The 26,611-nt window shown below is 73.7% G+C and carries 26 protein-coding genes; 12 read left to right on the forward strand and 14 right to left on the reverse strand.

Translation table 11 applies throughout. The features are described 5' to 3' along the window. Positions 1–154 precede the first annotated feature (154 nt). Positions 155–1,876 carry a hypothetical protein gene (locus tag ABZ234_RS31090; protein ID WP_355014380.1) on the forward strand — a complete coding sequence of 574 codons (1,722 nt, stop codon included), beginning with the start codon at positions 155–157 and terminating at the stop codon, positions 1,874–1,876. Between the two features lie 261 nt (positions 1,877–2,137). On the opposite strand, the gene ABZ234_RS31095 is transcribed toward ABZ234_RS31090, so the two are convergent. Then, the gene (locus tag ABZ234_RS31095; RefSeq protein ID WP_355014381.1) at positions 2,138–2,338 is read right to left on the reverse strand and encodes a DUF397 domain-containing protein; all 201 of its coding nucleotides are present in this window, start codon (positions 2,336–2,338) and stop codon (positions 2,138–2,140) included. Between the two features lie 3 nt (positions 2,339–2,341). Then, positions 2,342–3,178: a helix-turn-helix transcriptional regulator gene (locus ABZ234_RS31100; RefSeq protein ID WP_355014382.1), complete on the reverse strand. Its 837-nt coding sequence runs from the start codon at positions 3,176–3,178 to the stop codon at positions 2,342–2,344. Between the two features lie 184 nt (positions 3,179–3,362). On the opposite strand from ABZ234_RS31100, the gene ABZ234_RS31105 reads away from it, so the two are divergent. The 4 genes from ABZ234_RS31105 (at position 3,363) to ABZ234_RS31120 (ending at position 4,505) form a co-directional block, all read left to right on the forward strand. Continuing rightward, positions 3,363–3,710, forward strand: a complete 348-nt coding sequence (locus ABZ234_RS31105; protein ID WP_355014383.1) for a hypothetical protein — start codon at positions 3,363–3,365, stop codon at positions 3,708–3,710. Next, positions 3,707–4,087, forward strand: coding sequence for a hypothetical protein (locus ABZ234_RS31110; RefSeq protein ID WP_355014384.1), 381 nt, complete (start codon positions 3,707–3,709; stop codon positions 4,085–4,087). The genes ABZ234_RS31105 and ABZ234_RS31110 overlap by 4 nt, the downstream gene beginning before the upstream one ends. A gap of 65 nt (positions 4,088–4,152) precedes the next feature. Further along, complete coding sequence (locus ABZ234_RS31115; RefSeq protein ID WP_355014385.1) at positions 4,153–4,293, forward strand: hypothetical protein; 141 nt, start codon at positions 4,153–4,155, stop codon at positions 4,291–4,293. A gap of 23 nt (positions 4,294–4,316) precedes the next feature. Next, positions 4,317–4,505, forward strand: coding sequence for a BldC family transcriptional regulator (locus ABZ234_RS31120; protein ID WP_267947383.1), 189 nt, complete (start codon positions 4,317–4,319; stop codon positions 4,503–4,505). 111 nt (positions 4,506–4,616) lie between these two features. On the opposite strand, the gene ABZ234_RS31125 is transcribed toward ABZ234_RS31120, so the two are convergent. Continuing rightward, positions 4,617–5,114, reverse strand: a complete 498-nt coding sequence (locus tag ABZ234_RS31125; protein ID WP_352982136.1) for a phosphoribosyltransferase — start codon at positions 5,112–5,114, stop codon at positions 4,617–4,619. A 349-nt stretch (positions 5,115–5,463) separates the two neighbouring features. On the opposite strand from ABZ234_RS31125, the gene pdhA reads away from it, so the two are divergent. The 3 genes from pdhA to ABZ234_RS31140 are packed head-to-tail and all read left to right on the forward strand — an operon-like array spanning position 5,464 to position 9,018. After that, positions 5,464–6,549, forward strand: a complete 1,086-nt coding sequence (gene pdhA / locus ABZ234_RS31130) for a pyruvate dehydrogenase (acetyl-transferring) E1 component subunit alpha (RefSeq protein WP_355014386.1) — start codon at positions 5,464–5,466, stop codon at positions 6,547–6,549. 1 nt (position 6,550) lies between these two features. Then, positions 6,551–7,543 (forward strand): alpha-ketoacid dehydrogenase subunit beta, encoded by a 993-nt coding sequence (locus ABZ234_RS31135; protein ID WP_355014387.1) that lies wholly within the window; start codon positions 6,551–6,553, stop codon positions 7,541–7,543. After that, positions 7,540–9,018, forward strand: coding sequence for a dihydrolipoamide acetyltransferase family protein (locus tag ABZ234_RS31140; RefSeq protein ID WP_355014388.1), 1,479 nt, complete (start codon positions 7,540–7,542; stop codon positions 9,016–9,018). The genes ABZ234_RS31135 and ABZ234_RS31140 overlap by 4 nt, the downstream gene beginning before the upstream one ends. A gap of 134 nt (positions 9,019–9,152) precedes the next feature. On the opposite strand, the gene ABZ234_RS31145 is transcribed toward ABZ234_RS31140, so the two are convergent. Continuing rightward, positions 9,153–10,661 (reverse strand): AbgT family transporter, encoded by a 1,509-nt coding sequence (locus ABZ234_RS31145; RefSeq protein ID WP_355014401.1) that lies wholly within the window; start codon positions 10,659–10,661, stop codon positions 9,153–9,155. Between the two features lie 223 nt (positions 10,662–10,884). Here ABZ234_RS31145 and ABZ234_RS31150 point away from each other — a divergent pair, with 223 nt between their 5' ends. Next, complete coding sequence (locus tag ABZ234_RS31150) at positions 10,885–11,556, forward strand: disulfide bond formation protein DsbA (RefSeq protein ID WP_355014389.1); 672 nt, start codon at positions 10,885–10,887, stop codon at positions 11,554–11,556. A 106-nt stretch (positions 11,557–11,662) separates the two neighbouring features. Here ABZ234_RS31150 and paaZ read toward each other — a convergent pair whose 3' ends face one another. After that, positions 11,663–13,699 carry a phenylacetic acid degradation bifunctional protein PaaZ gene (paaZ, locus tag ABZ234_RS31155; RefSeq protein ID WP_355014390.1) on the reverse strand — a complete coding sequence of 679 codons (2,037 nt, stop codon included), beginning with the start codon at positions 13,697–13,699 and terminating at the stop codon, positions 11,663–11,665. Positions 13,700–14,088: 389 nt separating this feature from the next. Here paaZ and ABZ234_RS31160 point away from each other — a divergent pair, with 389 nt between their 5' ends. Both ABZ234_RS31160 and ABZ234_RS31165 read left to right on the forward strand, forming a co-directional pair. Next, entirely contained in the window at positions 14,089–14,658 is a 570-nt protein-coding gene (locus ABZ234_RS31160; RefSeq protein WP_355014391.1) for an RNA polymerase sigma factor, read from the forward strand. After that, on the forward strand, positions 14,655–15,722 hold the full coding sequence (locus tag ABZ234_RS31165) for a CU044_5270 family protein (protein ID WP_355014392.1): 1,068 nt from the start codon (positions 14,655–14,657) through the stop codon (positions 15,720–15,722). Before ABZ234_RS31160 ends, ABZ234_RS31165 begins: the two co-directional genes overlap by 4 nt. A 247-nt stretch (positions 15,723–15,969) precedes the next feature. On the opposite strand, the gene ABZ234_RS31170 is transcribed toward ABZ234_RS31165, so the two are convergent. Together ABZ234_RS31170 and ABZ234_RS31175 are read right to left on the reverse strand one after the other, a co-directional pair. After that, a complete protein-coding gene (locus ABZ234_RS31170) occupies positions 15,970–16,488 on the reverse strand; it encodes a YbaK/EbsC family protein (RefSeq protein WP_355014393.1) in 519 nt (172 codons plus the stop codon). A gap of 107 nt (positions 16,489–16,595) precedes the next feature. Further along, positions 16,596–17,597: an ADP-ribosylglycohydrolase family protein gene (locus ABZ234_RS31175; RefSeq protein WP_355014394.1), complete on the reverse strand. Its 1,002-nt coding sequence runs from the start codon at positions 17,595–17,597 to the stop codon at positions 16,596–16,598. 118 nt (positions 17,598–17,715) lie between these two features. On the opposite strand from ABZ234_RS31175, the gene ABZ234_RS31180 reads away from it, so the two are divergent. Continuing rightward, on the forward strand, positions 17,716–19,593 hold the full coding sequence (locus ABZ234_RS31180; RefSeq protein ID WP_355014395.1) for a PASTA domain-containing protein: 1,878 nt from the start codon (positions 17,716–17,718) through the stop codon (positions 19,591–19,593). 37 nt (positions 19,594–19,630) lie between these two features. Here ABZ234_RS31180 and ABZ234_RS31185 read toward each other — a convergent pair whose 3' ends face one another. The 7 genes from ABZ234_RS31185 to ABZ234_RS31215 form a co-directional block, all read right to left on the reverse strand. After that, positions 19,631–20,482, reverse strand: a complete 852-nt coding sequence (locus tag ABZ234_RS31185; RefSeq protein WP_355014396.1) for an NAD(P)H-binding protein — start codon at positions 20,480–20,482, stop codon at positions 19,631–19,633. Between the two features lie 153 nt (positions 20,483–20,635). Then, positions 20,636–20,872, reverse strand: coding sequence for a hypothetical protein (locus tag ABZ234_RS31190; RefSeq protein ID WP_267947399.1), 237 nt, complete (start codon positions 20,870–20,872; stop codon positions 20,636–20,638). A 335-nt stretch (positions 20,873–21,207) separates the two neighbouring features. Beyond that, complete coding sequence (locus ABZ234_RS31195) at positions 21,208–21,693, reverse strand: MarR family transcriptional regulator (protein ID WP_355014397.1); 486 nt, start codon at positions 21,691–21,693, stop codon at positions 21,208–21,210. A 153-nt stretch (positions 21,694–21,846) separates the two neighbouring features. Beyond that, positions 21,847–23,484 carry an AMP-binding protein gene (locus ABZ234_RS31200; protein ID WP_355014398.1) on the reverse strand — a complete coding sequence of 546 codons (1,638 nt, stop codon included), beginning with the start codon at positions 23,482–23,484 and terminating at the stop codon, positions 21,847–21,849. A 337-nt stretch (positions 23,485–23,821) separates the two neighbouring features. Further along, positions 23,822–24,511 (reverse strand): hypothetical protein, encoded by a 690-nt coding sequence (locus tag ABZ234_RS31205; protein ID WP_355014399.1) that lies wholly within the window; start codon positions 24,509–24,511, stop codon positions 23,822–23,824. Positions 24,512–24,669: 158 nt separating this feature from the next. Next, a complete protein-coding gene (locus ABZ234_RS31210) occupies positions 24,670–25,143 on the reverse strand; it encodes a DUF6114 domain-containing protein (protein WP_355014402.1) in 474 nt (157 codons plus the stop codon). A gap of 14 nt (positions 25,144–25,157) precedes the next feature. Beyond that, positions 25,158–25,799, reverse strand: a complete 642-nt coding sequence (locus tag ABZ234_RS31215) for a DUF6230 family protein (protein WP_355014400.1) — start codon at positions 25,797–25,799, stop codon at positions 25,158–25,160. Positions 25,800–26,611 lie beyond the last annotated feature (812 nt).

Below are 26,611 nucleotides of genomic sequence, written 5' to 3' on the forward strand. Positions count from 1 at the left end.
CGGGGGCGGGGGCCCGGGGGGGGGGGCGGGGGGGGGGGGGGGCCCCCGGGCCCCCCCCCCCCCGGGGGGGCCCGGGGGGGGGGGGGCGGCCCCCCCCCCCCCCGCCACGGGGTAGGAAGACGATCCCAGGACGGATCCCCAGAAAGGCCCGACGATGGTGTTCCACCGGCCAGGACTGCCCTTCGACCTGCCCGAACCGGAGCTCCTGTGGGCCAGGGCCGGGGTGTACGCGGCGGTGTGCGCCGGGCTGGGGCGTACCGACTGCGTGGCGGAGGGGCCCGTCGTCCGGCGCGGCGGCGCGGGGGCCGGGGCGGGGTTCGAGCTCGTCCGCGTGGCGGGAGGCCGCTTCCTGCTGGTCGGCGAGCACGGCCTCGACTCGCCGGAGCGGGGGTGGTCGCGCCCGGTGGACCCGTTCGAGGGCGCGCCCGACTGGCTGCCGTGGGAGTGGCTGGAACGGAGGCCGTGCCCGGACTTCGCCTACTGGTGGGACGGCGCCTGGGCCCGCACGGCCTACCCCGACGACTGGGACGACGACGGGCTCGGACGGGCGGTCGAGGGGGCCGACGCCGACCTGCTGGTGTGGCGGATGGAGATCCTGGACCCGGACACGGAGGGGTTCGGCCGGGGTCCGCTGAGGGACGCGCTGGAAACCCTGGTGGCCCGTGCCGAGGAGCGCACGGTGGACGCCGGCGTGCTGGAGGCCGTGCTCGGGCACCTGGAGGAGCACACGGGGGGCGCCCGTACCGGGCGCGCGCTGGAGTGCGCGCGCGGCCTCGGGCTCACGGGGGACGAAGAGCCCCGGGAACTCCCGGCCGGGCAGGGCGGGCCCGCGTCCGGGGGGTGGCCCCTCATCGGCCTGGGCGAGCGGCTGCTGCTGGTCGGCGACGCCATGCGGTCGGCCGGGGAGCTCGACCGCCCCGGGGCGGTGACGGCCCTCCCGCTTCCCGGGGCCGGGCAGGGCCCGTCCGCGCCGGTCCCGGACGGCACGGGGCGGCCGGAGGCGGCACTGCTCGCCGAGCTGGCCGCGTCGGCGGCGGCCGTGCGCGACCGGATCGCGGACGGCGGCGACCTCGTCCTGGTCTTCCGCGCGCCCCGCCCCCGGGGCCTCACCCTGGACGACGGGGCGGCTGCCCCCGCCGGGACGGGCCTGCCCGAACTTCTGGAGCGGCTGCGCTCGGAGGAGGCGCACCCCCAGCGCGGGCGGTGGCTCTTCGCCCGGATCACCGTCTCCGGGGGTGGGACCGTCCTGGAGCGCGTGTACGACCACTGGCCGTCCTGGGAGCGCGGGCGGCCCGACGGCACCCCCGAGAACCTGGAATTCCTGGCGGAGGAGATGGCGGCGCGCTCCCCCGCGTGGCGTCCCGCGTGGGCCGCGCTGCTGGACGAGGCGTCCGCCTTCGATCCGCCCTGGCCCGGCCCTCCGGGGAGGCCCAGCGTTCCGCCGGCGCGGCCGGACGCGGCCGGACGCGTCGCCCTGCTCGACCGGATCGGTGTTCTGCTGCGCGCCGCGGCCGGGCGGCGGGACTGGGAAAGATTGCGGCTGTCGTACCGGGCGCTCGTCGGCTACGCGGGCGGAACCCTCGTGGCCACCGGGCCCGCAGGGGACGAGGAACTGGGACTGAACGAGGACCTGCGGGCCGCGATGGCGCTCCTGCGGTCGGTCACCTACTCCGAGGGGAGGGGCGCCTGGTTCGGCGCGGAGCTGGTCCTGGAGAGGAACGGGGGATGGCGGATCGTCTACGACCGGGACGGCGAGCCCCGTTTCTCCGTGCCGCCGCCCGCGTTCAGCTATGCCCTGGACGCCCGCTACTACCCGAGGGATTCGGGGCGGGTGCCGCCCTGGTTGGGGGAGCGTCTGCGCAGCGCCCGGGGGTGAGCGCTGGTTGATCGGCGGTTGTGCCGGCGGGTGGGCCGGAGGCGGTGTCGGCCCAGGTGGAGGACTCCGAGTTGATCAGTGATTCTCGAACACCACGGGATTGACCTGGGTCAATGGCCGAGTCGATCTCTCCGGACCGGAACGGGGTTGCCCGGGAGAAGGCGCGACATTCCGGGCTGGCCGGGCATTCCTCCGGATGGGTAGACTCGGCGCGGGAACTGAGAAGGGGCCGCCGGTGATCCGGCGGCCCCTTTGTGTTCGCTACCTGCTGGTGCGCACGCTGGCGAGCAGCGCGGACCACTCCGGGCCGGGGACTTCCAGGTGCCCCGCCATGGGGTTCTGGGAGTCACGGACCGCGGTGCCGGTGGGGAGGTCCGCGACCTCGACGCAGTTGCCGCCGGACGGCTGGCTGTAGCTTGACTTGCGAAAGCGCAACGGGGTGGGCACTGAGGAGCTGGTCATGGCCTACTCGATCATCTGTTGGAGTTGGTCGATCGTCTCGCCCGGCCGGAGCGCGGCCAGGCGCAGGTGGTTCATGAGGTTCCGGTAGCGGGCGATCTCGTCGGGCTCCTCCAAGTAGATGCCATCGGTGTCGGTCTCCAGGTAGACCACCGTGGGATCGACCGGCTCTGGGAATTCCAGGAGCACAAACGGGCCGCCGCTCCCGGCGTTGAGCTGATTCGCCCTGGTCATCTGAAGGGTAATCGTCGGCCGCTCCGCCAAGTCGAGCAGGTGGCGCACCTGCTGTTGGCACACGCGTGGGTGTGCTTCGAGGCGGAGGAGCGCGGTTTCGTCGAAGATCGCCCACAGTTCCGGCGCGTCGTCGTCATCCAGAATGCGTTGCCGTGTCATCCGGGCATCGACCACACGGCGGATGTCTTCCGGCTGCGCCAAGGCGGCTTGCGCGGTGACCTCGATGTATTCGGGGATCTGTAGCAGACCTGGGATCACCACCGGTTCCCAGGTGCTGATCTGGGATGCCTCGGTCTCGAACCCGACATAGCGCGCTGCGAGCACGTCCCGGTAGCGGTTCCACCAGCCGCGTTCGAGGGACTGACGGCACAAGTCGAGGATCTCCTCGTACTCCTGCCCAGGCGGCACGCCGAAGGCGGTCAAGATCGCTCTGACCTCAGGGACCTTTGGCCTCTGTTTGAACCCGTTCTCGATGTTGCTGTACGCGGTCTTGGATAGCTCGCTGGCGCGTGCTGCCTCTTCGCTCGTCATACGTGCGGCTTGACGGAGGCGCTTCAACTCGGCGGACAGTCGGCGACGTCGGATCGTCGGGGAGTACCTGGTGGCCATAGTGCTCTCGATCGTAGATGGGGCGCTAGTGGAAGTAGACATTTTGGGACACCCGGAACGGGATTCCCGTTCTAGATCGGACATTAGGTGACCCGGTCTTGATTTTTAGGAATCCTAATATCAGTATGGAGCCACTCAGTTCCCCGCCGGGCTTCCCACCTGGCACCCTTACCGGAGGTATGCCTTGCGCTACCTGCTTCTCATCCTGTCCACGCTGTGGCTTGCTGCCCGCGCCCTGGCTCACGCCGTACGCCGACGTGGCACCCGCAGCCGCCGCTACATCGACCGGCACATCTCCCAGCCGCCCCGACCGCATCTCGTCACCGGGCCTATCCCGATCGTCCGGCCGATCAGCCCGACCGGCGTCGCCGCCCCGATGCCCCCGCCGGAACACCCGCGTGTGGGCGGTCTCGCGCCCGTCGTGCCGCTGGACCCCTATCGGTGTCGTGCCCGCCGGGACGCCTCCCGGCGCGGCCTGGTCGTCCTGATCGCTCTGGCCCAGCAGGCCGAGAAGCAGGGAGCGGCAGCATGAGCACCGTCCGCCGCACCGTGTGCGATCTCCGCGAGCTTCCGACCATGGCGGCGCTCACCGCGTGGGCCACCGCCCACGGGGCGGCCGTCACCTACCTGGGCCCCGACCTCCAGGGCCACGCGGTCTACGCGGCCCGCCGGGGACCGGTCACCCGCGTGGTGACCGTTCCCGGGCCGGACCCCCACCCGCACCCGCTGACCTGGCACTCGCCGCTGGAGACCCTTCCCGCCGACGACCAGCTCACGGCCGCCGGGGCAGCCGTCCGAGTCCCCACCGCTCGGTCCGGCAGCTCGGACCCGTCCGGCGACCCCTGCGTTCCGGCCGGGGGCCTGCGAGCCGTGTGGATGGCCGCCGTGCGCGCCGTCTCCGTCCTCTGAGACCGGGCGCGCCCTGAGCGGGGGCCGGGGCGCGCCCTTCCACACCCTCCCCCGAGGAGCACGGCGTGGACGGCAGGACCAGGTGCGACAAGACCACCAGCGGCCAGCACGACTACATCCCGGACCCGGCCGACCCCAGATGGCCCGACATCCGCACGCAGACATGCCGCCACTGCGGCGACACCCTCACCCACACCCGCGGGTGACCCCTCACAGGAAGCAGAACACCATGATCGAGACCCTTCCGGAAAAACTCCTCACTCCCGCGGAGGTCGCGAGGCTGTTCCGGGTGGACCCCAAGACGGTCACCCGTTGGGCGGCGGCCGGTCGGCTCAGCAGCGTGCGCACCCCGGGCGGGCACCGCCGGTTCCGCGAGGCGGAGGTCCGTGCGCTCCTCTCGGGTGGCGACGGCAAGTAGACCCCCGCGCGCCCGGGCCCGCGCCCGGGCACGCAGGTCCCACGCCCGGCCGTCTCCGCGCCGGGTCCCCGGGGTTCCGCGACCGGGTTTCCCACACCCTGGAGCCCTCCGTCAGGAGTCCCGGACCTGGTCGGAGCGGACGACGACGGGCGGCTCCACCGACCACGGGAAGTTGATCCACCGGTCGGTGTGCTTCCACACGTACTCGCACTTGATCAGGGACTGCGGCTTCTCGTAGACGACCGCGCTGCGCACCTCGGCGACGTGCTCGGCGCAGAAGTCGTGCACGAGCTTGAGGGTCCTGCCCGTGTCGGCCACGTCGTCGGCGACGAGGACCTTCTTGTCGCTCAGGTCCACCAGGTTCGGGACCGGCGGCAGCACGACGGGCATGTCGAGGGTCGTGCCGACCCCGGTGTAGAACTCCACGTTCATCACGTGCAGATTTTTGACGTCGAGCGCGTACCCCAGGCCCCCGGCGACGAAGAGGCCGCCGCGCGCGATCGAGAGGATCATGTCGGGCTCGAAGCCGTCGTCGGCGATGGCGTGGGCCAGGTCGCGCATCGCGGTGCCGAAGAGCTCATAGGTCAGGTTTTCTCGCTCGTCGCTCACGGGCGGGCCTCCTCCTTGCGCGGCGGGGTGGTGGGCACCGGTCCATGCTCCCACCGCGGGCGGCCGGGCACGCGGCGCCGCCCCCAGGCCGGGCCGGTGACGGGGTCGCCGGCGTGCGAATCGGGCGGCGCGTCCACCCGGTGACGGGACGGTGCGGTGTCCGCGGGGACGGCGCTCCGGCCACCTGTCCACGCGAAGTGGTGTTCTGGGTCACATCGATGGACGAACGGTCACCGATCAGGGGGAAGAAACCGACGTTTTCTTGATTCTCACCCCTTTGTGGCGAACAGATGGCAACAAACTGCACCATGTGTCTGTACATACCCCTCGGACACAGGAGGTAGAGGCCATGGCCGACGCCCAGGACCTGCTCCCCTCGGAGCAACCGGTACGGCTGCTCGACGAGACCGGGCGCCCGGTGGCCGGCGCGGGCCTGCCGTTCCCCGGGGCGGACCGGCTCCTCGCCGCCTACGCCTCCCTGGTGGTCGGCCGCCGCGTCAACGACCAGGCCGGCGCGCTCGTCCGCCAGGGACGCCTGGCCGTCTACCCCTCGTCGCACGGGCAGGAGGCCTGCCAGACCGGCGCCGCCCTGGCCCTCGCCGAGGGCGACTGGCTCTTCCCGACCTACCGCGACACCGCCGCCGTCGTCGCGCGCGGCGTCGACCCGGTCGAGGTGCTCACCCTCCTCAAGGGCGACTGGCACGCGGGCTACGACCCCTACGAGCACCGCGTCGCCCCGCAGGCCACCCCGCTCGCCACCCAGCTCCTGCACGCCGTCGGCCTCGCCCACGCGGCCCGCCTGCGCGGAGAGGACACCGTCGCCATGGCCATGTGCGGCGACGGCGCCACCAGCGAGGGCGACTTCCACGAGGCGCTCAACTTCGCCGCCGTGTTCAAGGCGCCCGTCGTCTTCTTCGTGCAGAACAACGAGTACGCGATCTCCGTCCCGCTGGCCCGCCAGAGCGCCGCCCCCTCCCTCGCCCACAAGGGCGTCGGCTACGGGGTGAACGCCGAGCGCGTCGACGGCAACGACACCCCCGCCGTGCTCGCCGTCCTGGACCGCGCCGTGGCCGCCGCCCGCGCGGGCGAGGGGCCCCAGCTCGTCGAGGCGCACACCTACCGCATGCAGGCGCACACCAACGCCGACGACGCCACCCGGTACCGCAGCGACGAGGAGGTCGGCCCGTGGGTCGCCAGGGACCCGCTGCTGCGCATGGAGGCGTACCTGAAGCGCAAGCGCCTGCTCACCAAGGCCCGCCGGACGGAGATCACCGAACGCGCCGAGGCCGTCGCCGCCGCCATGCGCGAGGGCGTCTCCCGCGACGCCGAGCCGGACCCGTCCGAGCTGTTCGCCCACGTGTTCTCCACCCCCACCCCGCAGCTGCGGGAGCAGGCCGCCTTCCTGGCCGACGAACTCAGCAGAGAGGGCAGCTGACATGGCGACCGACCCCACCAAGCTCTCCATGGCGCAGGCCCTCAACCGGGCGCTGCGGGACGCCATGGCCGAGGACGGCAGCGTGTACGTCTTCGGTGAGGACGTCGGCCCCCTCGGCGGCGTCTTCCGCATCACCGACGGCCTCACCGCCGCGTTCGGCGAGAACCGCTGCTTCGACACCCCGCTCGCCGAGTCCGGCATCGTCGGCATGGCCGTGGGGATGGCGATGAACGGCATGCGGCCCGTCGTCGAGATGCAGTTCGACGCCTTCGCCTACCCGGCGTTCGAGCAGATCGTCAGCCACGTCGCCAAGACCCGCAACCGCACCCGCGGCCGGGTCGGCCTGCCCATCGTCATCCGGGTCCCCTACGCGGGCGGGATCGGCGGGGTCGAGCACCACTGCGACTCCTCCGAGGCCTACTACGCGCACACGCCCGGCCTGACCGTGGTCACCCCCTCCACACCCCACGACGCCTACCACCTGCTGCGCGAGTCGATCGCCTCCGACGACCCGGTGGTCTTCATGGAGCCGAAGAAGCTCTACTGGGGCAAGGATGAGGTCGACCCGGCCTCGCCCGCGCCCGGCATCGGCAGGGCGGTCGTGCGCCGTCCCGGGACCGACGCCACCCTCATCGCCTACGGGCCCGCCGTGTCCACCGCGCTGGAGGCCGCCGACGCCGCCGCCCGGGAGGGGCGCAGCCTCCAGGTCGTGGACGTGCGGTCCCTCGTCCCCTTCGACGACGAGACGGTGTGCGAGGCGGTCCGCTCCACGGGCCGCGCCGTCGTGGTCGCCGAGGCCAGCGGGTACGCGAGCGTCGCCTCGGAGATCGTCGCCAGGGTGACCGAGCGCTGCTTCCACTCCCTGGCCGCCCCCGTCCGCCGGGTGACCGGCTTCGACATCCCCTTCCCGCCGCCGAAGCTGGAGCGGTTCCAGCTGCCCGGTGTGGACCGCGTCCTCGACGCGGTCGACGACCTCCAGTGGGAGGACCAGTGACGACGCAGACCTTCGAACTCCCCGACCTGGGAGAGGGACTGACCGAGGCCGAGGTGGTGCGATGGCTCGTCGCCGTCGGCGACACGGTGGCCGTGGACCAGCCGATCGCGGAGGTGGAGACCGCCAAGTCGATCGTGGAGGTCCCCACGCCGTTCGCGGGCACCGTCAGCGTGCTGCACGGCGGGGAGGGCGAGGTGATGGAGGTCGGCAAGCCGCTGATCAGCATCGCCGCCGACGCCCCGGGCGGTGCGGACGCTCCGGCGGCTCCGGTCGGCGGGGCCGGAGCGGCGGACGCCCCGGCCGCGCGCGAGGCGGGCGCCCCGGTGTCGGCGGAGGGCGAGCGGTACCGGGAGGAGGAGCGCGCCGGTTCCGGCAACGTCCTCATCGGCTACGGCACCCCCGACGACGGGAGGACCGCCGGGCGCCGCCGCCGGCCGCGTGAACGCGCGGTCGCACAACCGGTCGCACAACGGGGCGCACAACCGGACGGGCCGACCGGTCCGCCCGCTCCCCCGGCTCCGGCGCCCGGCGGGGCCGGACGGCCCCCGCTGGTGACGTCGCCGCTGGTCCGGCAGATGGCCCGCGAGGCCGGACTGCGGATCTCCGAGGTCGCCGGCAGCGGTCCCGGAGGGCTCATCACCCGGCGCGACGTGGCCGCGGCGATCGAGGCCTCCCGTGCCCCGGACCTGGCCACGGTGACGCCGATCGACCCCGGCCGTCCCGTGGCCACCGAGTCCGCGTCCGCTCCCGACGCGGGAGACCCGCGTGCGGAGGTGGACGCCCGCACGGGGCTGGCCGAGTCCCGGCGCACGCCCATGAACGGCTTCCGCAAGAGCGTCGCCGCCTCGCTCTCGCGCAGCCGCAGCGAGATCCCCGAGGCCACGGTGTGGGTGGACGTGGACGCGACCGAACTGGTCCGGCTCCGCGAATCCGACCCCTCGGGGCCGGGACTGCTGTCCTACGTGGCGCGGTTCGTCCTCGCGGGCCTGCGCGCCCACCCCGAGCTCAACGGCCTGGTCGACACCGAGCGCGGCGAGCTGGTCCAGTACGACGGCGTCAACCTGGGCCTGGCCGTGCAGACCGACCGGGGCCTGGTCGCCCCGGCCGTGCTCGGCGCGCACCGGTTCACCACGCTGGAGCTGGACGGGGAGATCCGCCGCCTGACCGCCGCCGCCCGCGAGGGGAGGGCGACCCCCGCCGAGATGACCGGAGGCACCTTCACGCTCAACAACTACGGCTCGCTCCGGGTGGACGGCAGCGCCGCCATCATCAACCACCCGCAGGTCGCGATCCTCGGCCTCGGCCGGATCATCGACCGGCCGTGGGTGGTGGACGGGGAGCTGACCGTCCGCAAGGTCACGCAGCTGTCGTTCGCCTTCGACCACCGCGTCTGCGACGGCGGTGTCGCGGCGGGGTTCATGCGCGTGGTCGCGGACGCCATGGAGAACCCGGCCGGGGCCATCGCCCGCCTCTAGGCCGGGGCCCGCCGGGCCCGCCGCGCCCTCCGCTCCGGCGGTCGCGCGGCGGGCCCGTTCACGGAGCGGTGCCGACCCGGGTCGTCCGGCGACTGCGGGGAGCGGGGGGCGGCGACGTCCCCGGGGCCCGGGCGTCAGCGGACCGGGGTGCCCGGCCCGAGCGGGAGGTCGAGCGCCCACCAGCCGAGGAAGAGCAGCGTCCACCCGGCCAGGACCGTGAGGCAGAGCGGCAGGGTGAGCGAGATCAGCGTGCCGATCCCGGCGTCCCGCCGGTAGCGCTGGAGGAGGCCCAGCACCATGACGAAGAAGGGGCTCATGGGGCTGACGACGTTGCTGGCGGAGTCGGAGATCCGGTAGACCGCCTGGGTCGTCTCCGGCGGCACGTCGAGGAACATGAACATGGGGACGAACACCGGGGCGATGAGGGTCCACTGCGCCGAGCCGCTGGTGATGAGCAGGTTGAGCACCGTGGAGAACGCGATCATGCCCAGGAAGAGCAGGATCGGGTGGACGCCCGCCGAGTCCAGCACCTCGGCGCCGCGGATGGCGGCGACCTCCCCGATACCGGTCCAGCCGAAGTAGGCGAGGAACTGCGAGGCCGCGAAGAACAGGACGATCACGGGCGCCATGTCGCGCACACCGGCCGCCATGGCGTCGGGGACGTCCCCGGCACGGGGCAGGGTCCCCACGGTGCGGCCGTAGACCACGCCCAGGACCAGGAAGAGGATCCCGAGGACGTAGGCGACCCCCGTGACGAGCGGTGAGTCGAGCACTCCCCCGCTCGGGCCCCGGAACGGTGAACCCGCCGGCAGGAGCGCGGCGGCGAGGAGGGCGAGGGCCGCGACCAGGGCCAGGCCCGTGTTGCGCAGGCCGCGCCTCTCGGTGTCGGTGAGGGCCATGGAGCCCAGCTCCTCCCGCGCGTCCGGGCAGCCCTCGTCGGCCCCTCCGACGCTCTTGACCAGGACGAACTCGGTCACGAGGGTGATCAGGCCCGCCAGCACCACCGCCGAGGCCGCGGAGAAGTAGTAGTTGTCCAGCGCGGTCACGACGTAGCCGGGGTCCACCAGCCCGGCGGCCTCGGTGGTCAGGGCGGCCAGCAGCGCGTCGGTGGGCGTGATCAGCAGGGACGCGTTGTACCCGGAGGCGACGGCGCCGTAGGCCACGACGATGCCGAGCACGGGGCTGCGCCCCGCGGCGCCGAAGACCAGCCCGCCGAGGGGGATGAGCACCACGAAGGCGGCGTCGGAGGCGACGCTCCCGGTGATGCCGGTCAGGGCGAGGGCGAAGGTCAGCCACCGGGCCGGGACCCGGGTGACGCTGCCGCGCAGCAGGGCGCCGAGCAGCCCGGCCGCCTCGGCGACCGACACCCCGAGCATGACGACGAGGATGACCGCCAGCGGCGGGAAGGCCGCGAAGTTGGCCACCGCGTCCCCGAACACCACGCGGGCGCCCTCGGCGGAGAGCAGGCTGCGGACCCGGACGGTTTCCCCGTCGACGGGGGAGACGGCCGAGACGCCGAGAGCGCTCAGGAGCGCGCTGAGCACGACCACGATCCCGGCCATGACCGTGAACAGCCAGAAGGGGTGGGGGAGCTTGTTCCCCACCCGTTCCACGAAAGCGAGCACGCCCAGGAGCAGGCGCACGGGCGCCCGGGGGGTGGTGGAAGCGGTCCTGGTCACCCTGCTCCTCCGGCTCGCCTGCCGTGCGGGACGCGGCGCCGCCGGCCCGGGTGCCCCGGGCGCGGAACGCGGCGCCGACGAACAGCGTAGCCACTGAGGGTGATTGGTCGTGCGCGAAGAGTTCGATCTGGGGGTGGGTCCGGGAGGCCCGGGACCCTCCCCTGTGGCCCTTGTTACGATCGGGGCCGTGAGCGTCGCGAGGCGATCGGCGAACGGGACCGGGGCGGCCGACACCGCGCGGCCCGGCACCGGGACGGAGGCGGCCGTGACGGACGAGCGGTGGACGGTCGACTTCTGGCTCGACCCCTCCTGCCCCCTGACCCGCACCACCGCCCGGTGGATCACCTCGCTCGCGGGGGACGTGCCCCTCGACGTCCGCTGGCACGTGATGAGCCTGTTCCTGCTCAACGAGCACCGCGAGGTGGACCCCGAGGGCGACGAGGAGGGCTACCTCCGGATCCCCGCGCGCGTCGCCACCGCCGTGCGGGTGAACCACGGGAGCGCCGCGCTCGGCGCCTTCCACGACGCGCTCTGGACCGAGCCCGACGGCACACAGCGGGAGTGGGCGGGCGACCTCGGCGAGGCCCTGAGCCGCTGCGGGCTCCCCGCCGGCCTCGCCTCCGCCGGGTGGGAGGACGGGTACGACGCCGCGATGCGCGCGTCCCACGAGGACGGGGTCGGCCGCGTCGACGCAGAGATCGGCACGCCGGTCCTCGCCGTCACCGCGCCCGACGGCGAGCTGCCCGCCTTCTTCGGACCGGTCCTCTCCGAGCTCCCGGAGCCGGCCGACGCCCTCCGGCTGTGGCGGGCCGCCCTCCTGCTGGCGGGCGTCCCGGGCTTCCGCGAGATCAAGCGCTGACGCCGTCACGAGCCTGCCGCCGTGCCGCCGTGCCGACATCCCGCCCCGTCGACCGACCGGCACGCCGCCCTTCCGGGCGACGTACCGACCGACCCGCGCCGGGGCCCTACTCCCCCTCGCCCTTGGCGACCAGGGTGAGCACGTCGTACGTGGCGACGGGCTCGTCGTCCTGGTTCGTGACCACGGCGTCCCAGCGCACCTCGCCGTAGTCGGCGTTCGAGCGCGGGGTGATCTGCTTGGCGGTCAACGTCACCCGGATGGTGGCGTCCTCCTTCACCGGGGTGAGGAAGCGCAGGTTGTCCACCCCGAAGTTGGCCAGCACGGGGCCCGGCGCCGGGTCGACGAACAGGCCCGCCGCGAGCGAGACCACCAGGTAGCCGTGTGCCACGATCCCGCCGAACAACGGGTTGGCCGCCGCGGCCTCCTCGTCGGTGTGCGCGTAGAACGTGTCACCGGTGAACTCGGCGAAGTGGTCGATGTCGGCGCGGGTGACGGTGCGCTCCGCCGAGGCGATCGTGTCGCCGATCCGCAGCTGCGTCAGGTCCTTGCGGAACGGGTGCACGTCCCCGACGGTCCGCCGGGAACCGGTGGTCCAGTGGCCGGTGATCGCGGTGACCATGTCCGGCGGGGCCTGGATCGCGGTGCGCTGCATGTGGTGCTTGACGCCGCGCACGCCGCCCAGCTCCTCTCCTCCGCCCGCGCGACCGGGTCCGCCGTGCACCAGGACGGGCAGCGGCGAGCCGTGGCCGGTGGACTCCTTGGCGTCGTCCCGGTTGAGGACCAGGATCCGGCCGTGCCACGGGGCCAGGCCGAGGACGACCTCGCGCGCGACGTCCGGGTCGTTGGTGACGAGGGAGCCCACCAGGCTGCCCCGGCCGCGCGCGGCCAGCTCCACCGCGTCGGCCACGCCGGAGTAGGTGATCACGGTGCTGACCGGGCCGAACGCCTCCACGTCGTGCGGTTCCGCGGCCCCCGGCTCGGCGCGCAGCAGGACCGGTGACATGAACGCCCCCGACTCGGCGTCGGCCCCGGTGACCTCGACGCTGTCGGGGTCGCCGAAGACGACCGTGCTGGAGGAGCGCAGCGCCTTGACCGCCTTGCGGACCTCCTCGCGCTGGTCGAGCGAGGCCAGCGGCCCCATGCGGGCGTCGGGGTCGTCGGCCGCGCCCACGACCACCTTGGACAGGCGGTCGACCAGGGCCGCGGTGACGGCGTCCGCCATCGCCTCGGGCACGATCACCCGGCGGATGGCCGTGCACTTCTGGCCGGCCTTGACGGTCATCTCGGTGACGACCTGCTTGACGTACAGGTCGAACTCGGGGTCCTCCGGTGTCACGTCCGGGCCGAGGATCGAGCAGTTGAGCGAGTCGGCCTCGACGTTGAGCTGCACGCCGCCGCCGACGACGTTCGGGTGGCTGCGCAGGGTCGCGCCGGTCGAGGCGGAGCCGGTGAAGCCGACGATGTCCTGGGCGCCCAGGTGGTCGAGCACGCCGCGCGCGCTGCCCGCGAGGAACTGGAGCGAGCCCTCGGGGAGGAGCCCGGACCCGACCATGCGGCGCACGACCGCGGCCGTGAGGTAGGCGGTCTGGCTGGCGGGCTTGACGATGCTCGGCATGCCCGCGAGGAACGCGGGGGCGAACTTCTCCAGCATGCCCCACACGGGGAAGTTGAAGGCGTTGATCTGCACGGCCACGCCGGGCCGCGAGGTGTACACGTGCTGGCCGACGAAGGTGCCCTGGCGCCCGAGCTGTTCCAGGGGCCCGTCCAGGATGACCGTCGCGTTGGGCAGCTCGCGCCGGCCCTTGCCGGAGTAGCTGAAGAGGGTGCCGAACCCGCCGTCGACGTCGACCATGGTGTCGCGCTTGTTGGCGCCGGTCCGGTACGAGAGTGCGTAGAACTCGTCCTTGTGCTCGGTGAGGTGCTTGGCGAGCTCCTTGAGGATGATCGCGCGCTGGTGGAAGGTCAGCCGCCGCAGGGCGGGGCCGCCGACGCGGCGGGCGTGGTCGACCATCCCGGCGACGTCGAGGCCGGCGGCCGAGATGCGGGCGACGGTCTCCCCCGTGTTCGCGTCGGCCAGGGGCACGCCCTCGTCCGCGGGGGCGAACCACGATCCCTGCGCGTAGCTCTCCAGTACTTCGGACACGTGACGGTCCTCTCCTCGGGCTGCGGGTCTTCCGGAACAGTATTACAGACCGATCGTTCAGTAAATAGGAACCGAGGGGGCGTCCGTCCTCCACCAGGGATTTCACGCACGTCCACCGCAGGTCGGGCCCCTCCGTCGGGCGGCGTGGAAGCCCATCCGCTCCCCCGGCCCCGGGCGTCCCACCCGCCCCGGTCGCGGCCCGGCACGAACCCCGCACCGTCCCCGGCCCGGAACAGCTCCGGTCGGGGCCCGAACCCGGACACCGCACGCCGAAACGACACGTCGATTTGTCGACATTTCCCACGGGGGTGCGGGAGGGCCCCCGAGCCGCCCTGTAACATCCGGCCCCCGCCGGACAGAAGTAGGTGACACCGCACGGAAGGAAGCCGATGACCAGAGACAGGGACGACGGGGAGTCCGCCGAAGGGCAGTTCACCCGGTTCTTCGAGCGGCACTACGACGACGTCCGCCGCTACGCCCTCCGACGTCTCGGCCCCGACCACGCCGACGACGTCGCCTCCGAGACCTTCGGTGTCGCCTGGCGCAGGTTCGACCACCTGCCCAAGGACCAGCCGCTCCCCTGGCTGTACGGGGTGGCGCGCAACGTGGTCCGTGCCCGGTCGCGCATCGGAGGCCGGCGCGCCGAGGTGTCCCTCCCTTTCGAGGAGGCGTCCGCGCTGGTGCCGACGGAACCGGACACCACCCGCCGGGTCGAGGAACGCGACGAGGCGCTCCGCGCCCTCGGCCGGCTGAGCGACAAGGACCGCGAACTCGTGATGCTCCTCGCCTGGGAGGGCCTGGAGCTGTCGGAGGCCGCCAGGGTCCTGGGCTGCACCACGGCCACCGCGCGGGTGCGCCTCTTCCGCGCCCGCCGCCGGATCGAGGGGCTCCTCGATCCGCCGCCACCCTCTCCCGCGCACAGCCCGACCGCCCCGAGAGTCCCCGTGGAGAAATCATGAGCCGCACCGACACCGAAGCCGTCCGCGCGCTCCTCGCCGCGCACGACCCCGCCGCCTCCGTCCGCTCCGACCCCGCACTCCGCGAACTCTCCCGGATCGAGGTGATCGCCGCAGGCCGGCGCCACCGGCCCGTGTACCGCCTTGTCCCCCGGCGTCCCGTGTTCCGGGTCGCCCTGGGCGCCGTCGCCGCCCTCGCGGCGGTGGCCGTGGTCGTGCCGTTCGCGTTCGGCTCCGCGCAGCCCGCCTACGCCGGGCCGCCGCCCGCACCGCTGGAGGTCCCCCTGACCGACCTGGAGCCCGGGAGCGAACGACTGCTCGCCCTGGCCGAGACCGCCGAGGAGCAGCCCGCGCCCCCGAGGCCCGGGGACGTCGCCTACGTGCGCACCTCCCAGTGGACCCTCACCTACTCGCAGGACCTGGACACGGACGAGGCGGGGTGGGGCGTCCTCCCCGTGCGGGACGAGGTGTGGCGGACCCCCCACGAGTCCGGCCTGCAGGTCGAGACCCCGAGCGCCCCCGACCACCTGGGCGGCGACCCGAACCCGGTGCAGCGCCTGTTCGAGGACGGGCCCACCGAGTGGGAGTGGGGCGGCGGCGAGGGGGGGAACGGCATGTTCTTCTCCCTGGAGCCCGGCTCCCTCTCCACCGACCCCGGGGCGCTGGCCGACCAGCTGCACGGGGCGGGCTCGGACCTCGCCGACGCCGAGTCCGGGGCGAGGCTCTTCTACGCCCTCCAGCAGCTGTACGGGGAGGCGCCGGTGGAGCCCGGGGTGCAGGCCGCGGTGCTCCGCGTCCTCGCCGAGGAGGACGAGGTGATGTTCGCCGGGACCGCGCGCGACCGCGAGGGCCGGGAGGGCCTGCTGTTCGTCGTCGAGGAGAGCGCGGAGGACGGGATGCTGCTGGAGCGTCGGATCATGTTCGACGAGGGGACGGGGCAGCCGCTCTACCACGAGACCCTCACCGTGGAGTCGCCGTCCGAGCCGGACGCGGAGCTGCCCCGGGTGAACAACTACACGGTCCTCGTGGAGTCCGCGTGGGTCCCGGAGGTCGGCGACACGCCGTGACCCCCGGCGGGGGCGGGGGCCGCGCGCACGGCCCCCGCCCCCGCTCCGGTCCGGACGGTCCCGAACCCGGCAGGGGCGCGGTCCCGAACCTGCTGCGGCCCGGTACGGAACCCGGGCGCCGGACGCCGAAACGACTCGTCGCCATGTCGACATTTCGAGCGGAACGCCTGGTCGGGGCGCGGCCGGGCCGCACCTCCCGCGAGTCGGCAGGCCGCCGTGTCGCCGTATCGACATACGGCGTCGGCGGTCACCTCGTGAGGGCGAGCACCTCGGCGCCCCGGAGCCCGGCCAGCGCCTTGCCCGGAACCAGGAGCTTGGAGCGGCGCAGGCCGCTGCCGACGACCACCTCGGCCGCGGCCGCGACGGCCTCGTCCACCAGGACCGGCCACCCCTCGGGCAGGCCGAGCGGGGTGATACCGCCGTACTCCATGCCGGTCAGCCCGGTCGCCTCGTCCATGGGGGCGAACGACGTCTTGCGGGCGCCCAGGTGGCGGCGCACGACCCCGTTGACGTCGGCGCGCCGGTCGGCGGGCACCATGCACGCCGCATAGGACAGCTCGCCACCGCGCTTGGCGGCGACGACCACGCAGTTCGCGCTGGTCCCCAGGGGCATCCCGTACGCCTCGCAGAACTCCGCGGTGTCGGCGAGCCCCGGGTCGATCTCCGCCACGCGGACCCCGCCGGTCCCCCGGACGGCGTCGAGGACGGGAGCGGCCAGCAGGTCGGGGCGCTCGTCGGCGGGTACCCAGTGCAGTTCGGCGGACATGACACACCTCAGGTCGTCGGACGGCGGACAGGGCCAGGTTAGCGAGCCCGTCGGCCCCCGCCCGGGCCGGCGGACCGGCGCGGGCGGGAGGGATCAGGTCGGAGGGGTCAGGCCGGAGGACCGCCGTGACGGCGCCCCCGGGAGCCGTCCGGCCCGGAGACGGCGCCCAGCGCCAGTTCCGCGAGCCCCTCGGCCCGGTACCCGGGCCAGCCGTGGACCGCCTCCAGGTACTCCGCCGGAATCGCCGAGGCGCCCCAGCGGGCGCCGAGCAGGGCCCCGGCGATCGCCGCCACGGTGTCGGTGTCGTTGCCCGCCCGGACCGCGGCCCGCACCGCGGGCACGAACCCGTCGGGCTCGCCCACCACCGCCGACCAGGCCGCCTGGAGCGCGCTCACCACGAAACCGTTGTTCCCGAAGAAGTGCGGCGGGTGCTCCTCGGCCTCGTCCAGCCAGGCGGACCACCGGCCGCGCCGGTCCCGCGGCAGCAGCTCCAGGCCGCCGCGGACCCCGGCTGTGTCGCCGTGGACGACCGCGTGCCGCACGCCCTCGCACCACAGCACACACGCCTCGGAGGCCAGCGGGTCCCCGTGGGTGAGCCTGCTGTACCTGTCGGCGGCGACCGCCAGACCGTCCGGGTCGTCCAGGTAGGCCAGGGCGAGCGGGCCCGTGCGCATCAGGGACCCGTTCCCGGCACTGCGGACCCCCTCCTCGAAGCGCTGGGCCGAGAACCGCGCCATCACCTCGGCCACCCGGGGCGTCCCGAAGGCGTGACCCGACCCCCGCATCACCACGCTGGTCTGGTTCCCGATGTCGGAGGCGCCGTCGCGCGCCCAGTCCAGGAAGGCGTCGGCGGTACGGCACAGCGCCTCGTCCGACAGGGGGTCCGCGTGGTCGCGCAGGGTGAGGGCGATGCACACCGCCATCTGGGTGTCGTCGGAGTACTCCCCCGGCGCGTACGGCCCGAGCCCGCCGCCCACCATCCGGGGGACGTGGTCCGCCGCCAGGGCCGGGCCGAATTCGTAGGGCACCCCCAGGGCGTCGCCGCAGGCCGCGCCGAGGAGGACGCCGACGGCGCGGTCGTCCGCGCTTCCGGGAGGGGGCAGGTTCACGGGGGCCTCGCAACGTTTGGGTACCGGGGACTGCGACTCGACCCTATCCACAGGAACTGTCCGCATCCGGCCCGGACGGGGACGAAACGTGATGGTGCGTAGCCGTAGAATCCGTCCCATGGAGACCCCCACTCCCGACCCCCTCTCCGGCCGCACACTGCACGGGCGCTACGTCCTGGGCGACCGTGTCCGCAGCGGCGCCTCGGGCACCGTCTACGCAGCGCAGGACCTCCGTGAGGAGCGGACCGTCGCGGTCACCGTCCTCCACCCGTGGCTGACGGGGAACCACGGGGCGGTGCACGCCTTCCTGGGGCGGGCGCAGACCCTGGAGGCGGTCGCCCACCCCGGGCTGGCGAGGGTGCTGGCCCACGGGCGCGACGAGGCGTACGTGTACGCGGTCGCCGAGTACCTGCGGGGGGAGACCCTCGCCGAGGTACTGGGGGACGGCGAGGCGCTGCGGTACTCGCCGCACATGGCCCTGTCGATCGTCGCCGACGTGCTGGCAGCGCTCGACGCCGCCCACCGGACGGGCGTCGTGCACGGTGAGATCACCCCCGACAAGGTCGTGATGGACGACGGCGGACGGGCGCGGGTCACCGGTTTCCCGCTGCTGTTCGACGCGGCCGAGGACGCCGGGCCCGACAGCCGCACCGACGTGCGCGACGTCGGCGCGCTGCTCCACAGGCTGATGACCGGAGACTCCGCCGTCGCGGACGAGGGAAGGCCCCTCCGGCCCTCGGCCGCGCTCCCCGACCTCCCGCCCGACCTGGACATGCTGGTCGCCAACGCGACCGACCCGAACCCGCGCTACCGGCCGCGCGACGCGGGCCAGTACCTGACCCTGGTCGAGCAGGTGATGCGGTCGCTCCCCCGCACCGACCGCGACCGCGAGGGCGACACCCGTCCGATCCCGGTCGTCACGGACCTCCCGGTCGAGAGCGCGGCGGGCGCGGACGGGGACGGCCGGAGCGGCGCCGTTCCGCGGTGGCGCCGCCCACCGGTGCTCGTCGCCGCGGGGGTGCTGGTCCTCGCGCTGTTCGCGGCCGGCTGGGCCCTCGTCCCCGCGGGCGGCGCCGCCCTCCCCGACGTCCTGGGCAGCGACCCGGAGGCGGCCGAGGCGCGGTTGGCGGCGCTCGACCTGGAACTGGTCGTCGCGTTCGACGAGACCTACAGCGACACCGAGGCGGTCGGGTCCGTCGCCGACACCACCCCGGAGGCGGGCGCCGAGCTGGAACGGGGCGACGAGGTCATGCTCTGGGTCTCCGCGGGGCCGCAGTTCGCCGAGGTCCCCGACGTGGTCGGCGGTACCGAGAACGAGGCGCGCGACGCCCTGCGCACGGCCGGGTTCACCCACATCGAGGTGGTCCAGGAGCACTCCGCCGAGGAGGCGCCCGGGACGGTCCTGTCGACGGTTCCGGCGACGGGCGAGGAGGGCGACCGGGCCGAGGCGGTGACCGTCCACGTCAGCGAGGGGGTCATCGTCCCGACGCTGCTCGGCATGGGGCAGGCGGAGGCGGTCGAGGCCCTCACCGGGCTGGGGCTGGTGTTCGAGGTCGCCGAGGCGCACCACGGCACGGCGCCGGAGGGCGAGGTCGCGGGCCAGACGCCCGAACCCGGCACCATCCTCCCCGAGGAGGGCGTCGTCACCCTCACGGTCTCCCTCGGGCCGGAGCCCGAGGACGAGGAGACGGAGGAGGACGAGGTCGAGGAACCCGGCGAGGGCTCCCCCTCCGACGACGACGGCGGCGGTCGCGGTGAGGGCGGCCGGGGGGACGGCGGCCGGGGCGACGGTGACGGCGGGGACCGGGGGGACGGCTGGGGCGACTCCGGCGGCGCCTCCTGCGCGGTCGGCGCCTGGGACGGCGGCACCGTCTACGACACCGGGGACCAGGTCAACTACCGGGGGCGCGTGTACGAGGCGCGCTGGTGGATCCAGGGGGTTCCGCCGACCATGGGCGAGGAGTGGGGGGTCTGGGAGGACCGGGGCTCCTGCTGACCGGTCCCGCGCACCGTCCCGACCCGGCCCCCGCCGTTCAGGGGGCGGAGGTGAAGTCCGCGAGGTGGTCGCGCACCCACTCGCGGTAGGTCCGCGGAGGGAGGCCGGTCGCCTCCCGCACCCCGTCGCCGACCGGCTCGGGGACGACGGCCAGCCCGGCCCAGTGGGCGAGGGCCGCGTCCGCGTGGTCCGGGTCGTCCATGGCCCGCGCCACTTCCTCCCGGGCCTCCTCCGGGGGCTGCTCCTCCCAGCGCACGGGGACGCCCGTCTCCTCGCCGATGATCCTGACCTGTTCGGACTGGGTGAGGGTCTCGGGGCCGGTGATGTCGTAGCTCCTGCCCGTGTGCCCGTCGTCGAGCAGGGCGCGCACGGCGGCGGCCGCCACGTCCTTCTCGTGGACGAGGGAGCGGGAGGCGTCCCCGTAGGGCGCGCGGACGACGCCGCCGGACACCTGGCCGGCCCACATCAGGGTGTTGGTGGCGAGGCCGGTCACGCGCAGGAAGGTCCACTCGTCGGTGACCGACCGGACCGCGGCCTCGACCCGCCCCCAGACGCCGTTCTCCTCCGCCGGGCGGTCGTCGCGGACCTGCGAGGCGGAGAGGTGGACGATCCGTCGTGCGTGTCGGGCGAGGGCGGCCACGGTCTCCTCCACGCCGTCCCCGTCGAACCCGGGCCAGAGCAGGTAGGCGCCGGCCGTCCCCTCGGCGGCCGAGGCGACGGCCTCCGGGTCGGTGATGTCGCCGCGGACGACCTCGACCTCCTCCGGGAGGCGGGCCGTCCCGGGGTCGCGCACCAGTGCCCTGACCGGGACGCCCTCTGCGATCAGCCCCGCCACGACGTGGCGTCCGGTGGCCCCTGTGGCCCCGGTGACCAGGATCGGTCGGTTCATGGTGTCTCCCCCTGCGCGGTGCGGTCGGGCGCCGGCCGGCTGCCCGAACCCCACACTCATGCCTCAACTAATGTTGAGGTCAAGTGTTGGGGTCGAGCCCGCGCCGACCCCGGGTCCCCCCGGACCCCGTCCGCCCGCGTCCCGGGCCGCCGGCTACCCCCGGGCGTCCTCGCCCCGGGCGAGCCGCCCGAAGTGCCCCACCGCCGCGCCCAGGGCGAAGTGCGCCGCCTGGTGCTCGGTCATCGGCACCACGCCGGCGGGGACGGTCACCCGGAACGGGAACTCGTCCTCCGGTCTGATGCGGAAGTCGTCGATGACCCCCTGGGACAGCAGCATGGTCAGCGCCTCGCGTATCTGCCCGCTGCGGTTGTCCGACGCCCAGATCGACATGCCCCCACACTAGCCCCCGGAACCCTGCGAGGACCCCGGATCCCCTTTCCCGTCGGGCTTCCCGTCCCTGGAGCCCGGCCGGAAACAACGCGCGGGGCGGCACGCGGACGGACCGCCCCGGGTCCGCGGGACGTCCGCGCGGGTCACGGGCACAGTGCTCCGGGAGGGGTCCGGACACAGGTGTGGGCGGACCGCGGAACGGTCCGCCCACACCCGGAGCACGGGCACGACCCCCGTGGTGCCCGTGCTCACCGGCCACCGCCGCCGCCTGTCGTCCCCCGACGGCGGATGCGGCGGCCGGAGCTCATCGCCCCGGAACCCGGTCCTTCGCCCGCTCAGTCCCGCGCGGGCAGCCGGGCCTCGCCCGCGAGCACGTTCGAGGTCAGCCGCCGCAGCGCGAGCCTCGTCGCCTCGAACTCCTCCTCGGGAAGGTCGATGACGGCGCCGATCGCCTCCGGGATCCCCTCGGCCCCGGTCCGCAGTTCCGCGCCCTCCCCGGTGAGGGTGACGCGGACCGAGCGCTCGTCGCGCGGGTCCCGCACGCGGTCGAGCAGCCCCCTGGCCTCCAGCCGCTTGAGCAGCGGGGTGAGCGTGCCGTAGTCCAGCTGGAGCACGGCGCCGATCTCCTTGACGGAGCACTCGCCGCGCTCCCACAGCAGCATCATCACGAGGTACTGGGGGTAGGTCAGCCCCAACGGCTCCAGCAGGGGCCGGTAGAGGTTGGTGACCGCGCGAGAAGCCGCGTACAGCGCGAAGCACATCTGCTCGTCGACGGGAGGAAGAGGGAAGTCGCCCGCGGGGGCGGGGGAACGGTCAGGCATCGGCAACATCGTAGTTACCTCCTACCCGATGTCAAAGCCCGCGATTGCCTCGCACGCGAGGAAGCCCGGGACGGAGCACCCCGGACCGCCGGGGCACGGCCCCTCGGCACACGGGACCGCGGCACGGAACCTTCCTTCCACACACCGGACCCCCTACCGGCGCGGCGCCCGGTGGGGCAGTCTGCGCTTGACCACCTTGCCGGTGGCGTTGCGCGGCAGCTCGTCCAGCACCACCACGTCACGGGGGACCGAGAACCGGCCCAACACGGACCGCACATGCATCCGCACCTTGTTCGGGTCCACCTCGACGCCCTCGTACGGGACCACGAACGCCGCGAACCTCTGCCCGAACTCCTCGTCCGGCACACCCGTCACCACGACCTCGCGCACCCCGGGGAGCGTCACGATCGCCTCCTCCACCGGCCGCGGGAACACGTTCTCCCCGCCGGAGACGATCATGTCGTCGTCCCGTCCCGCCACGTGCAGCAGCCCGTTCGCGTCCACGTGCCCCCGGTCGCCGGTCTCCATCAGGCCGTTCGCGAGCTTCTTGCCCCGCCCGTTCGTGTACCCGTCGAACAGCATGTCGTTGCCGACATGGATCGACCCCTCCGTCCCGTCGGGGACCTCGGAGCCCTGCGCGTCCAGGACCGCGATCCGCGTCCCCAGGGGCGGCCGCCCCGCCGTCGTCGGCGAGAGCCGCATGTCCTCCGGTGTCGCGATCGTCGCCCAGGACACCTCCGTCGACCCGTACAGGTTGTAGAGCACGTCCCCGAACTCGTCCATGAAGGCGGTGATCAGCTTCGGGCTCATCGCGGAACCGCTGCACGCCACGATCCGCAGCGAGGAGGTGTCGTACCCGGCACGCGTCTCCCGCGGCAGGTCCATGATCCGCCGCAGCATCACCGGTACCGCGAACAGCACCGTGCACCGCTGCTCCTGGACCGTCCGCAGCACGTCCTCGGGCTCGAACAGCCGCCGCATCACCAGAGTGGCCCGCATCGACATGCCCAGCTGCACCCCGGCCAGGCCCCACGTGTGGAAGACCGGCGCCGAGACCAGGATGCGGTCCGACGAGCGCAGCGGGATGCGGGACAGCACCGACGCCGCGTCCTGCGGGCCCTTCGGCGTGGGCCGCCGCGCCCCCTTGGGGGCGCCCGTCGTCCCAGAGGTCAGCACGATCAGCCTGCCCGGCCGCTCCGGCGGTCCCGGCTCCGTGCCCGTGCCCTCCCGCGCCTCCCACGGCACCACCGGCCCCGGACCCGACGGCTCGCCCCACGCCGTCACCCGTGCCACCTCGGCAGGGAGCCCGGCGTACAGGGGCTCGAACTCGGTGTCCGCCACGAGCACCGCGACCTCGTTGTCCGCCACGGCCGCCGACAGCTGGCCGGCGGACAGCCCCGTGTTCAGCAGGACGGTGTCCGCGCCGAGACGGCCGCAGGCCGCCATCGTCTGCACGAAGGCACTGTGGTTGCGGCACAGCAGTCCCACTCGCGTCCCCTGGACCACACCCGCCCCGTGCAACTCGCGGGCCAGCTGCCGGGCGCGCAGATCCATCTCACCGAAGGTCGTCGGCCCGCGCTCGTCGATGACGGCCACGGCGCCCGGGGCGCGCTCGTTCGCCGCCGCGTACCCGCCGGCGATCGTGGCGCCCCACGTGCGCAGGGCCCGGAGCTGGCGGACGATCCGATCGGGGCGGCCGGCGCTGAGCACACCGGCGCGGACCAGGACACGCGCCGTCCTGAGGGTTCGACGCAGTCGTGAAGGGGCGGGCGGTACGGCGTTGGGCGCCATGGTGTCTCCGGGAGGGCGACGGGGACGGGCGAAGCGTTCCGCGCCTCACCGGGGAGCCTTCGCCGCGTGACTCCCCGGAAGTACTGCGACCGTAGGCGACGAACCCCCCGCGTTTCTGCGCACCCGGGTGAGTCCCCGCCCCCGGTTCCTTGTCACCGGGGTACGAACCGTGCCGCCCGTCCGGTGGAGCGGCCCCGCCCTCCCGCCGGTCCGGCGACGCGGGCGCCGCGGGAGGGAGCGCAGGCGGAGGGGCCGCCGCGCACGGCGCGACGGCCCCCGGCCGACATGTCGGCCTACCGCCCCGGCGCCCGGTCGGGCGCCGGGGCGGCCACCCGGCTCAGCCGGACACGGTGATCGGCGCTGCGGGATCGTCGGCGTTCGTCACCAGGTAGGTGGCGGTGAAGTCGGACGTCGTCGCGCTGGTCGGGCAGCCGAAGCCGCCCTCCACCTCGACCGGGGCCGTCGTGTCGAACGCCAGCGTCGACGCCGGGTTCCCGTTCGTCCACGTGCCGCCCACGGGGACCGGGGCGTCCGGGCTGACGGTGGCGGTGCACGAGGCGAGGCCCCTGGTGGTCACGACGATGCCGCCCGCGGGCACCACCATCGTGCCGACCGAGGGGGCCCCGAACTGCATGGTCATCTCCCAGACGGGATCGGCGACGGCCACGGTGGCGCTCACCAGGGGCACGTTGGTGGAGCAGCTGCCGAAGTCCGGGGAGTTGATGGGGCCGGAGACGGCTCCGTTCGGGTTGTGGTTGCCCGGGGCGGCCGGGACCAGGTTGTTGCCACCGCCGGGAGAGGTGGACGACACCTGGCAGGTCACCACGACGGTGCCCGCCGTGAAGGTCGCGGTGCCGTCCAGGACCGCCTCGAAGGCGGCCCCCGCGGGGTCGACGGTGGTGGAGGCCTGCTGGGCGGCGAGGGCGCCGCCGCTCCAGGACAGGGCCAGGACCCCCGCCGCCGCGACGGCGACGGCCGTGCGGGAGCGGGCGGGGAAGGGGCGGGATCTCGGTCGCGGAACCGACATGGGTACTCCTCGTGTGTGACGGCCGGCGGGCGCGCGGGGGCTCCGACCGGCGGGAACTGGGGGTACGCGCCGACTCGGTAGACATGGCTTTCCTGGTGGACCGGGGAGCCCGCGCGGGCTCCCCGGGGGTACGGGGACCGCTCAGACCGCCACGGGGATCACTGGTCGGAGGCGGGGCGGGGAGGAGCCGGGGCGCCGCCGGGGGCGGGTTCCCGGGCGGGAGGCTCCCCCGCCGGAACGGTCGCCGCTGTCGGCGAGTGCCGCCCGCGGCGGCGCCCCCTGCGGGGAGGCCGCGCCACGGGCCGCCAGGCGAACGCCAGACCGCCGCCGGCCAGCGCGAGCAGCGTGCCGACCACCAGACCCCCCAGGTTGGACAGGACCAGGGCGCCCAACCCGAGGAATCCGGCCAGCGCACCCGTGACGACGTGCTGGTTGGGGGTGAACCATGTGACCAGGCCGAGGACGCCGAGCATCCCGCCGAACATCAGCGAGGAGACCCCGCCGACACCGGTCTGGATCATCAGCTCCACCGGCATCGCGACGAGAGACGCCATGACGGCGCCGGAGAGGATCATGAGGAGCCCGCCGGCGAAGGGGCGCCGCTTGCGCCAGCCGCGCCAGGAGGACCCCAGCCCGCGCAACGACCTCAGAAGCACTCGCTCTCCCCGAGGCTGAGGCCGAGGCTCAGGCCGGAGAGGCGGAAGGTCCCGGCGCTGGCGGCCCTCGCCGTCTGTTCCAGGTCCTGCACGACGATCACGTCGGACTGCATGCCGAACAGGTCGTTGAAGCCCTGCGCACCGGACGGTCCCTTGTCGAGGGTGCCCGCGTCGCGCCCGATCTCGATGTTCTCGAACTCGGCGTTGCCGTCCATCTGGGACATGTCGATGACCAGGTTCTCCGCCTGGACGGGCGTGCCCCGGTCCCCGGCGGTGAGTTCGAGGGAGATCGTCCCGATGAGGGGGAACTCGGTGAGGACCGACTGGCACAGCCCGTCGATCTCGGCGCTCTCGATACCGGCGACGGCGACGGGGACGGCCTCCTCGCGCACGGTCTGGTCCAGCCAGCCGTACTGGACGAAGCCCTCACCGCGCAGTTCGTCGGCCGAGATCTTGAATTCCTGGCCCGAGACCGTGAACGAGGCCGCGAGCGCGCCCTGGGCCATGGCGACGAGGATCCCGCCCACGGCGACGCCGGCCGGGACGGAGAAGAGGGCGAAGCGCTTCCAGCTGGTGTGGCTCTCGGGGGTCCTCGCGGACGCGTCGGCCACGTCGGGGGATGCGGTGTCCATGCGTGTCCTTCCGGGTGAACGGCCGCGCTGCGCCTGCCGTCCCCCCGAACATCCGGCACGCGGCCTGGCCGTGCGCCCCCGGGCGGGGCGGCTCCGGACCAGTTTCCCTGACGCTGCACATCATGTATCGGTGTCGAGGGGATTTCAAGAGTCCGGGGGAAAATTATCCGCCGTTTCTCACGATTCCCCGGAATGATCTTGCCTTGTCCCGCTGGTGCTGTGACGTGGGACAACACGGGAATTGCCGAGGTTGGAGGCGGGAGGCAATTCGTGTGTTCCGCTGCGGAGCCAATCGCCTTCCGGAAGCGGTTGGGCCCGTTTCTTGTCATTTCGGTGAGTGCGTTCCGGGGTGCGGTTCGTCAACCGGGTGAGTGGACGGACCACGCGAGGGGTCCGGCGGAACCGGGGTGCGCCGGCACGGAGGAGGAGGGCGGCCCCCGCCGTTCTCACGCGCGCGTGCGCGCGCGAGAAGAGAGTGCCCCCGGTCCCCGGGTGCGCAACGGATCCCGCGGTCGGGCTGTGAGTGGCGACACAGGTCGTTCGGTTTGCCGCGTGCCGTGGCGGGGGGTAGTGTTCTCCGAGTCGCCACGGGACGGCGAGCGGGCCTCAGGGTCGGCTCGGAACCGGGCCGGGTTCGGCGGCACAATCTCTTCTCTGGATCACGCGGTTCGAGCACTGTTCGGGCCATGTAAACTCAGGGAGTCGCTTCAAAAGCCTAGTCCATTCGGACAAAAGCAGACGAAGCAAACGGGCTTTACCCCGATCAGAACCACCACAAACCGCCGATTTGGCGGGGCGCGGAACACCTGATA

This window comes from Nocardiopsis sp. NPDC006198 (assembly GCF_040613895.1).
GTDB classification, from domain to species: domain Bacteria; phylum Actinomycetota; class Actinomycetes; order Streptosporangiales; family Streptosporangiaceae; genus Nocardiopsis; species Nocardiopsis tropica.

Excerpts from the sequence above, each read along its gene's own strand:
- ABZ234_RS31215 (WP_355014400.1), bottom strand. The coding sequence starts at position 25,799 with ATGGACACCGCATCCCCCGACGTGGCCGACGCGTCCGCGAGGACCCCC.
- ABZ234_RS31180 (WP_355014395.1), top strand. The coding sequence starts at position 17,716 with ATGGAGACCCCCACTCCCGACCCCCTCTCCGGCCGCACACTGCACGGG.
- ABZ234_RS31170 (WP_355014393.1), bottom strand. The coding sequence starts at position 16,488 with ATGTCCGCCGAACTGCACTGGGTACCCGCCGACGAGCGCCCCGACCTG.
- ABZ234_RS31095 (WP_355014381.1), bottom strand. The coding sequence starts at position 2,338 with ATGACCAGCTCCTCAGTGCCCACCCCGTTGCGCTTTCGCAAGTCAAGC.
- pdhA (WP_355014386.1), top strand. The coding sequence starts at position 5,464 with ATGGCCGACGCCCAGGACCTGCTCCCCTCGGAGCAACCGGTACGGCTG.
- ABZ234_RS31090 (WP_355014380.1), top strand. The coding sequence starts at position 155 with ATGGTGTTCCACCGGCCAGGACTGCCCTTCGACCTGCCCGAACCGGAG.
- ABZ234_RS31135 (WP_355014387.1), top strand. The coding sequence starts at position 6,551 with ATGGCGACCGACCCCACCAAGCTCTCCATGGCGCAGGCCCTCAACCGG.
- ABZ234_RS31205 (WP_355014399.1), bottom strand. The coding sequence starts at position 24,511 with ATGTCGGTTCCGCGACCGAGATCCCGCCCCTTCCCCGCCCGCTCCCGC.
- ABZ234_RS31190 (WP_267947399.1), bottom strand. The coding sequence starts at position 20,872 with ATGTCGATCTGGGCGTCGGACAACCGCAGCGGGCAGATACGCGAGGCG.
- ABZ234_RS31185 (WP_355014396.1), bottom strand. The coding sequence starts at position 20,482 with ATGAACCGACCGATCCTGGTCACCGGGGCCACAGGGGCCACCGGACGC.
- ABZ234_RS31200 (WP_355014398.1), bottom strand. The coding sequence starts at position 23,484 with ATGGCGCCCAACGCCGTACCGCCCGCCCCTTCACGACTGCGTCGAACC.
- ABZ234_RS31100 (WP_355014382.1), bottom strand. The coding sequence starts at position 3,178 with ATGGCCACCAGGTACTCCCCGACGATCCGACGTCGCCGACTGTCCGCC.
- ABZ234_RS31195 (WP_355014397.1), bottom strand. The coding sequence starts at position 21,693 with ATGCCTGACCGTTCCCCCGCCCCCGCGGGCGACTTCCCTCTTCCTCCC.
- ABZ234_RS31110 (WP_355014384.1), top strand. The coding sequence starts at position 3,707 with ATGAGCACCGTCCGCCGCACCGTGTGCGATCTCCGCGAGCTTCCGACC.
- ABZ234_RS31165 (WP_355014392.1), top strand. The coding sequence starts at position 14,655 with ATGAGCCGCACCGACACCGAAGCCGTCCGCGCGCTCCTCGCCGCGCAC.
- ABZ234_RS31160 (WP_355014391.1), top strand. The coding sequence starts at position 14,089 with ATGACCAGAGACAGGGACGACGGGGAGTCCGCCGAAGGGCAGTTCACC.
- ABZ234_RS31120 (WP_267947383.1), top strand. The coding sequence starts at position 4,317 with ATGATCGAGACCCTTCCGGAAAAACTCCTCACTCCCGCGGAGGTCGCG.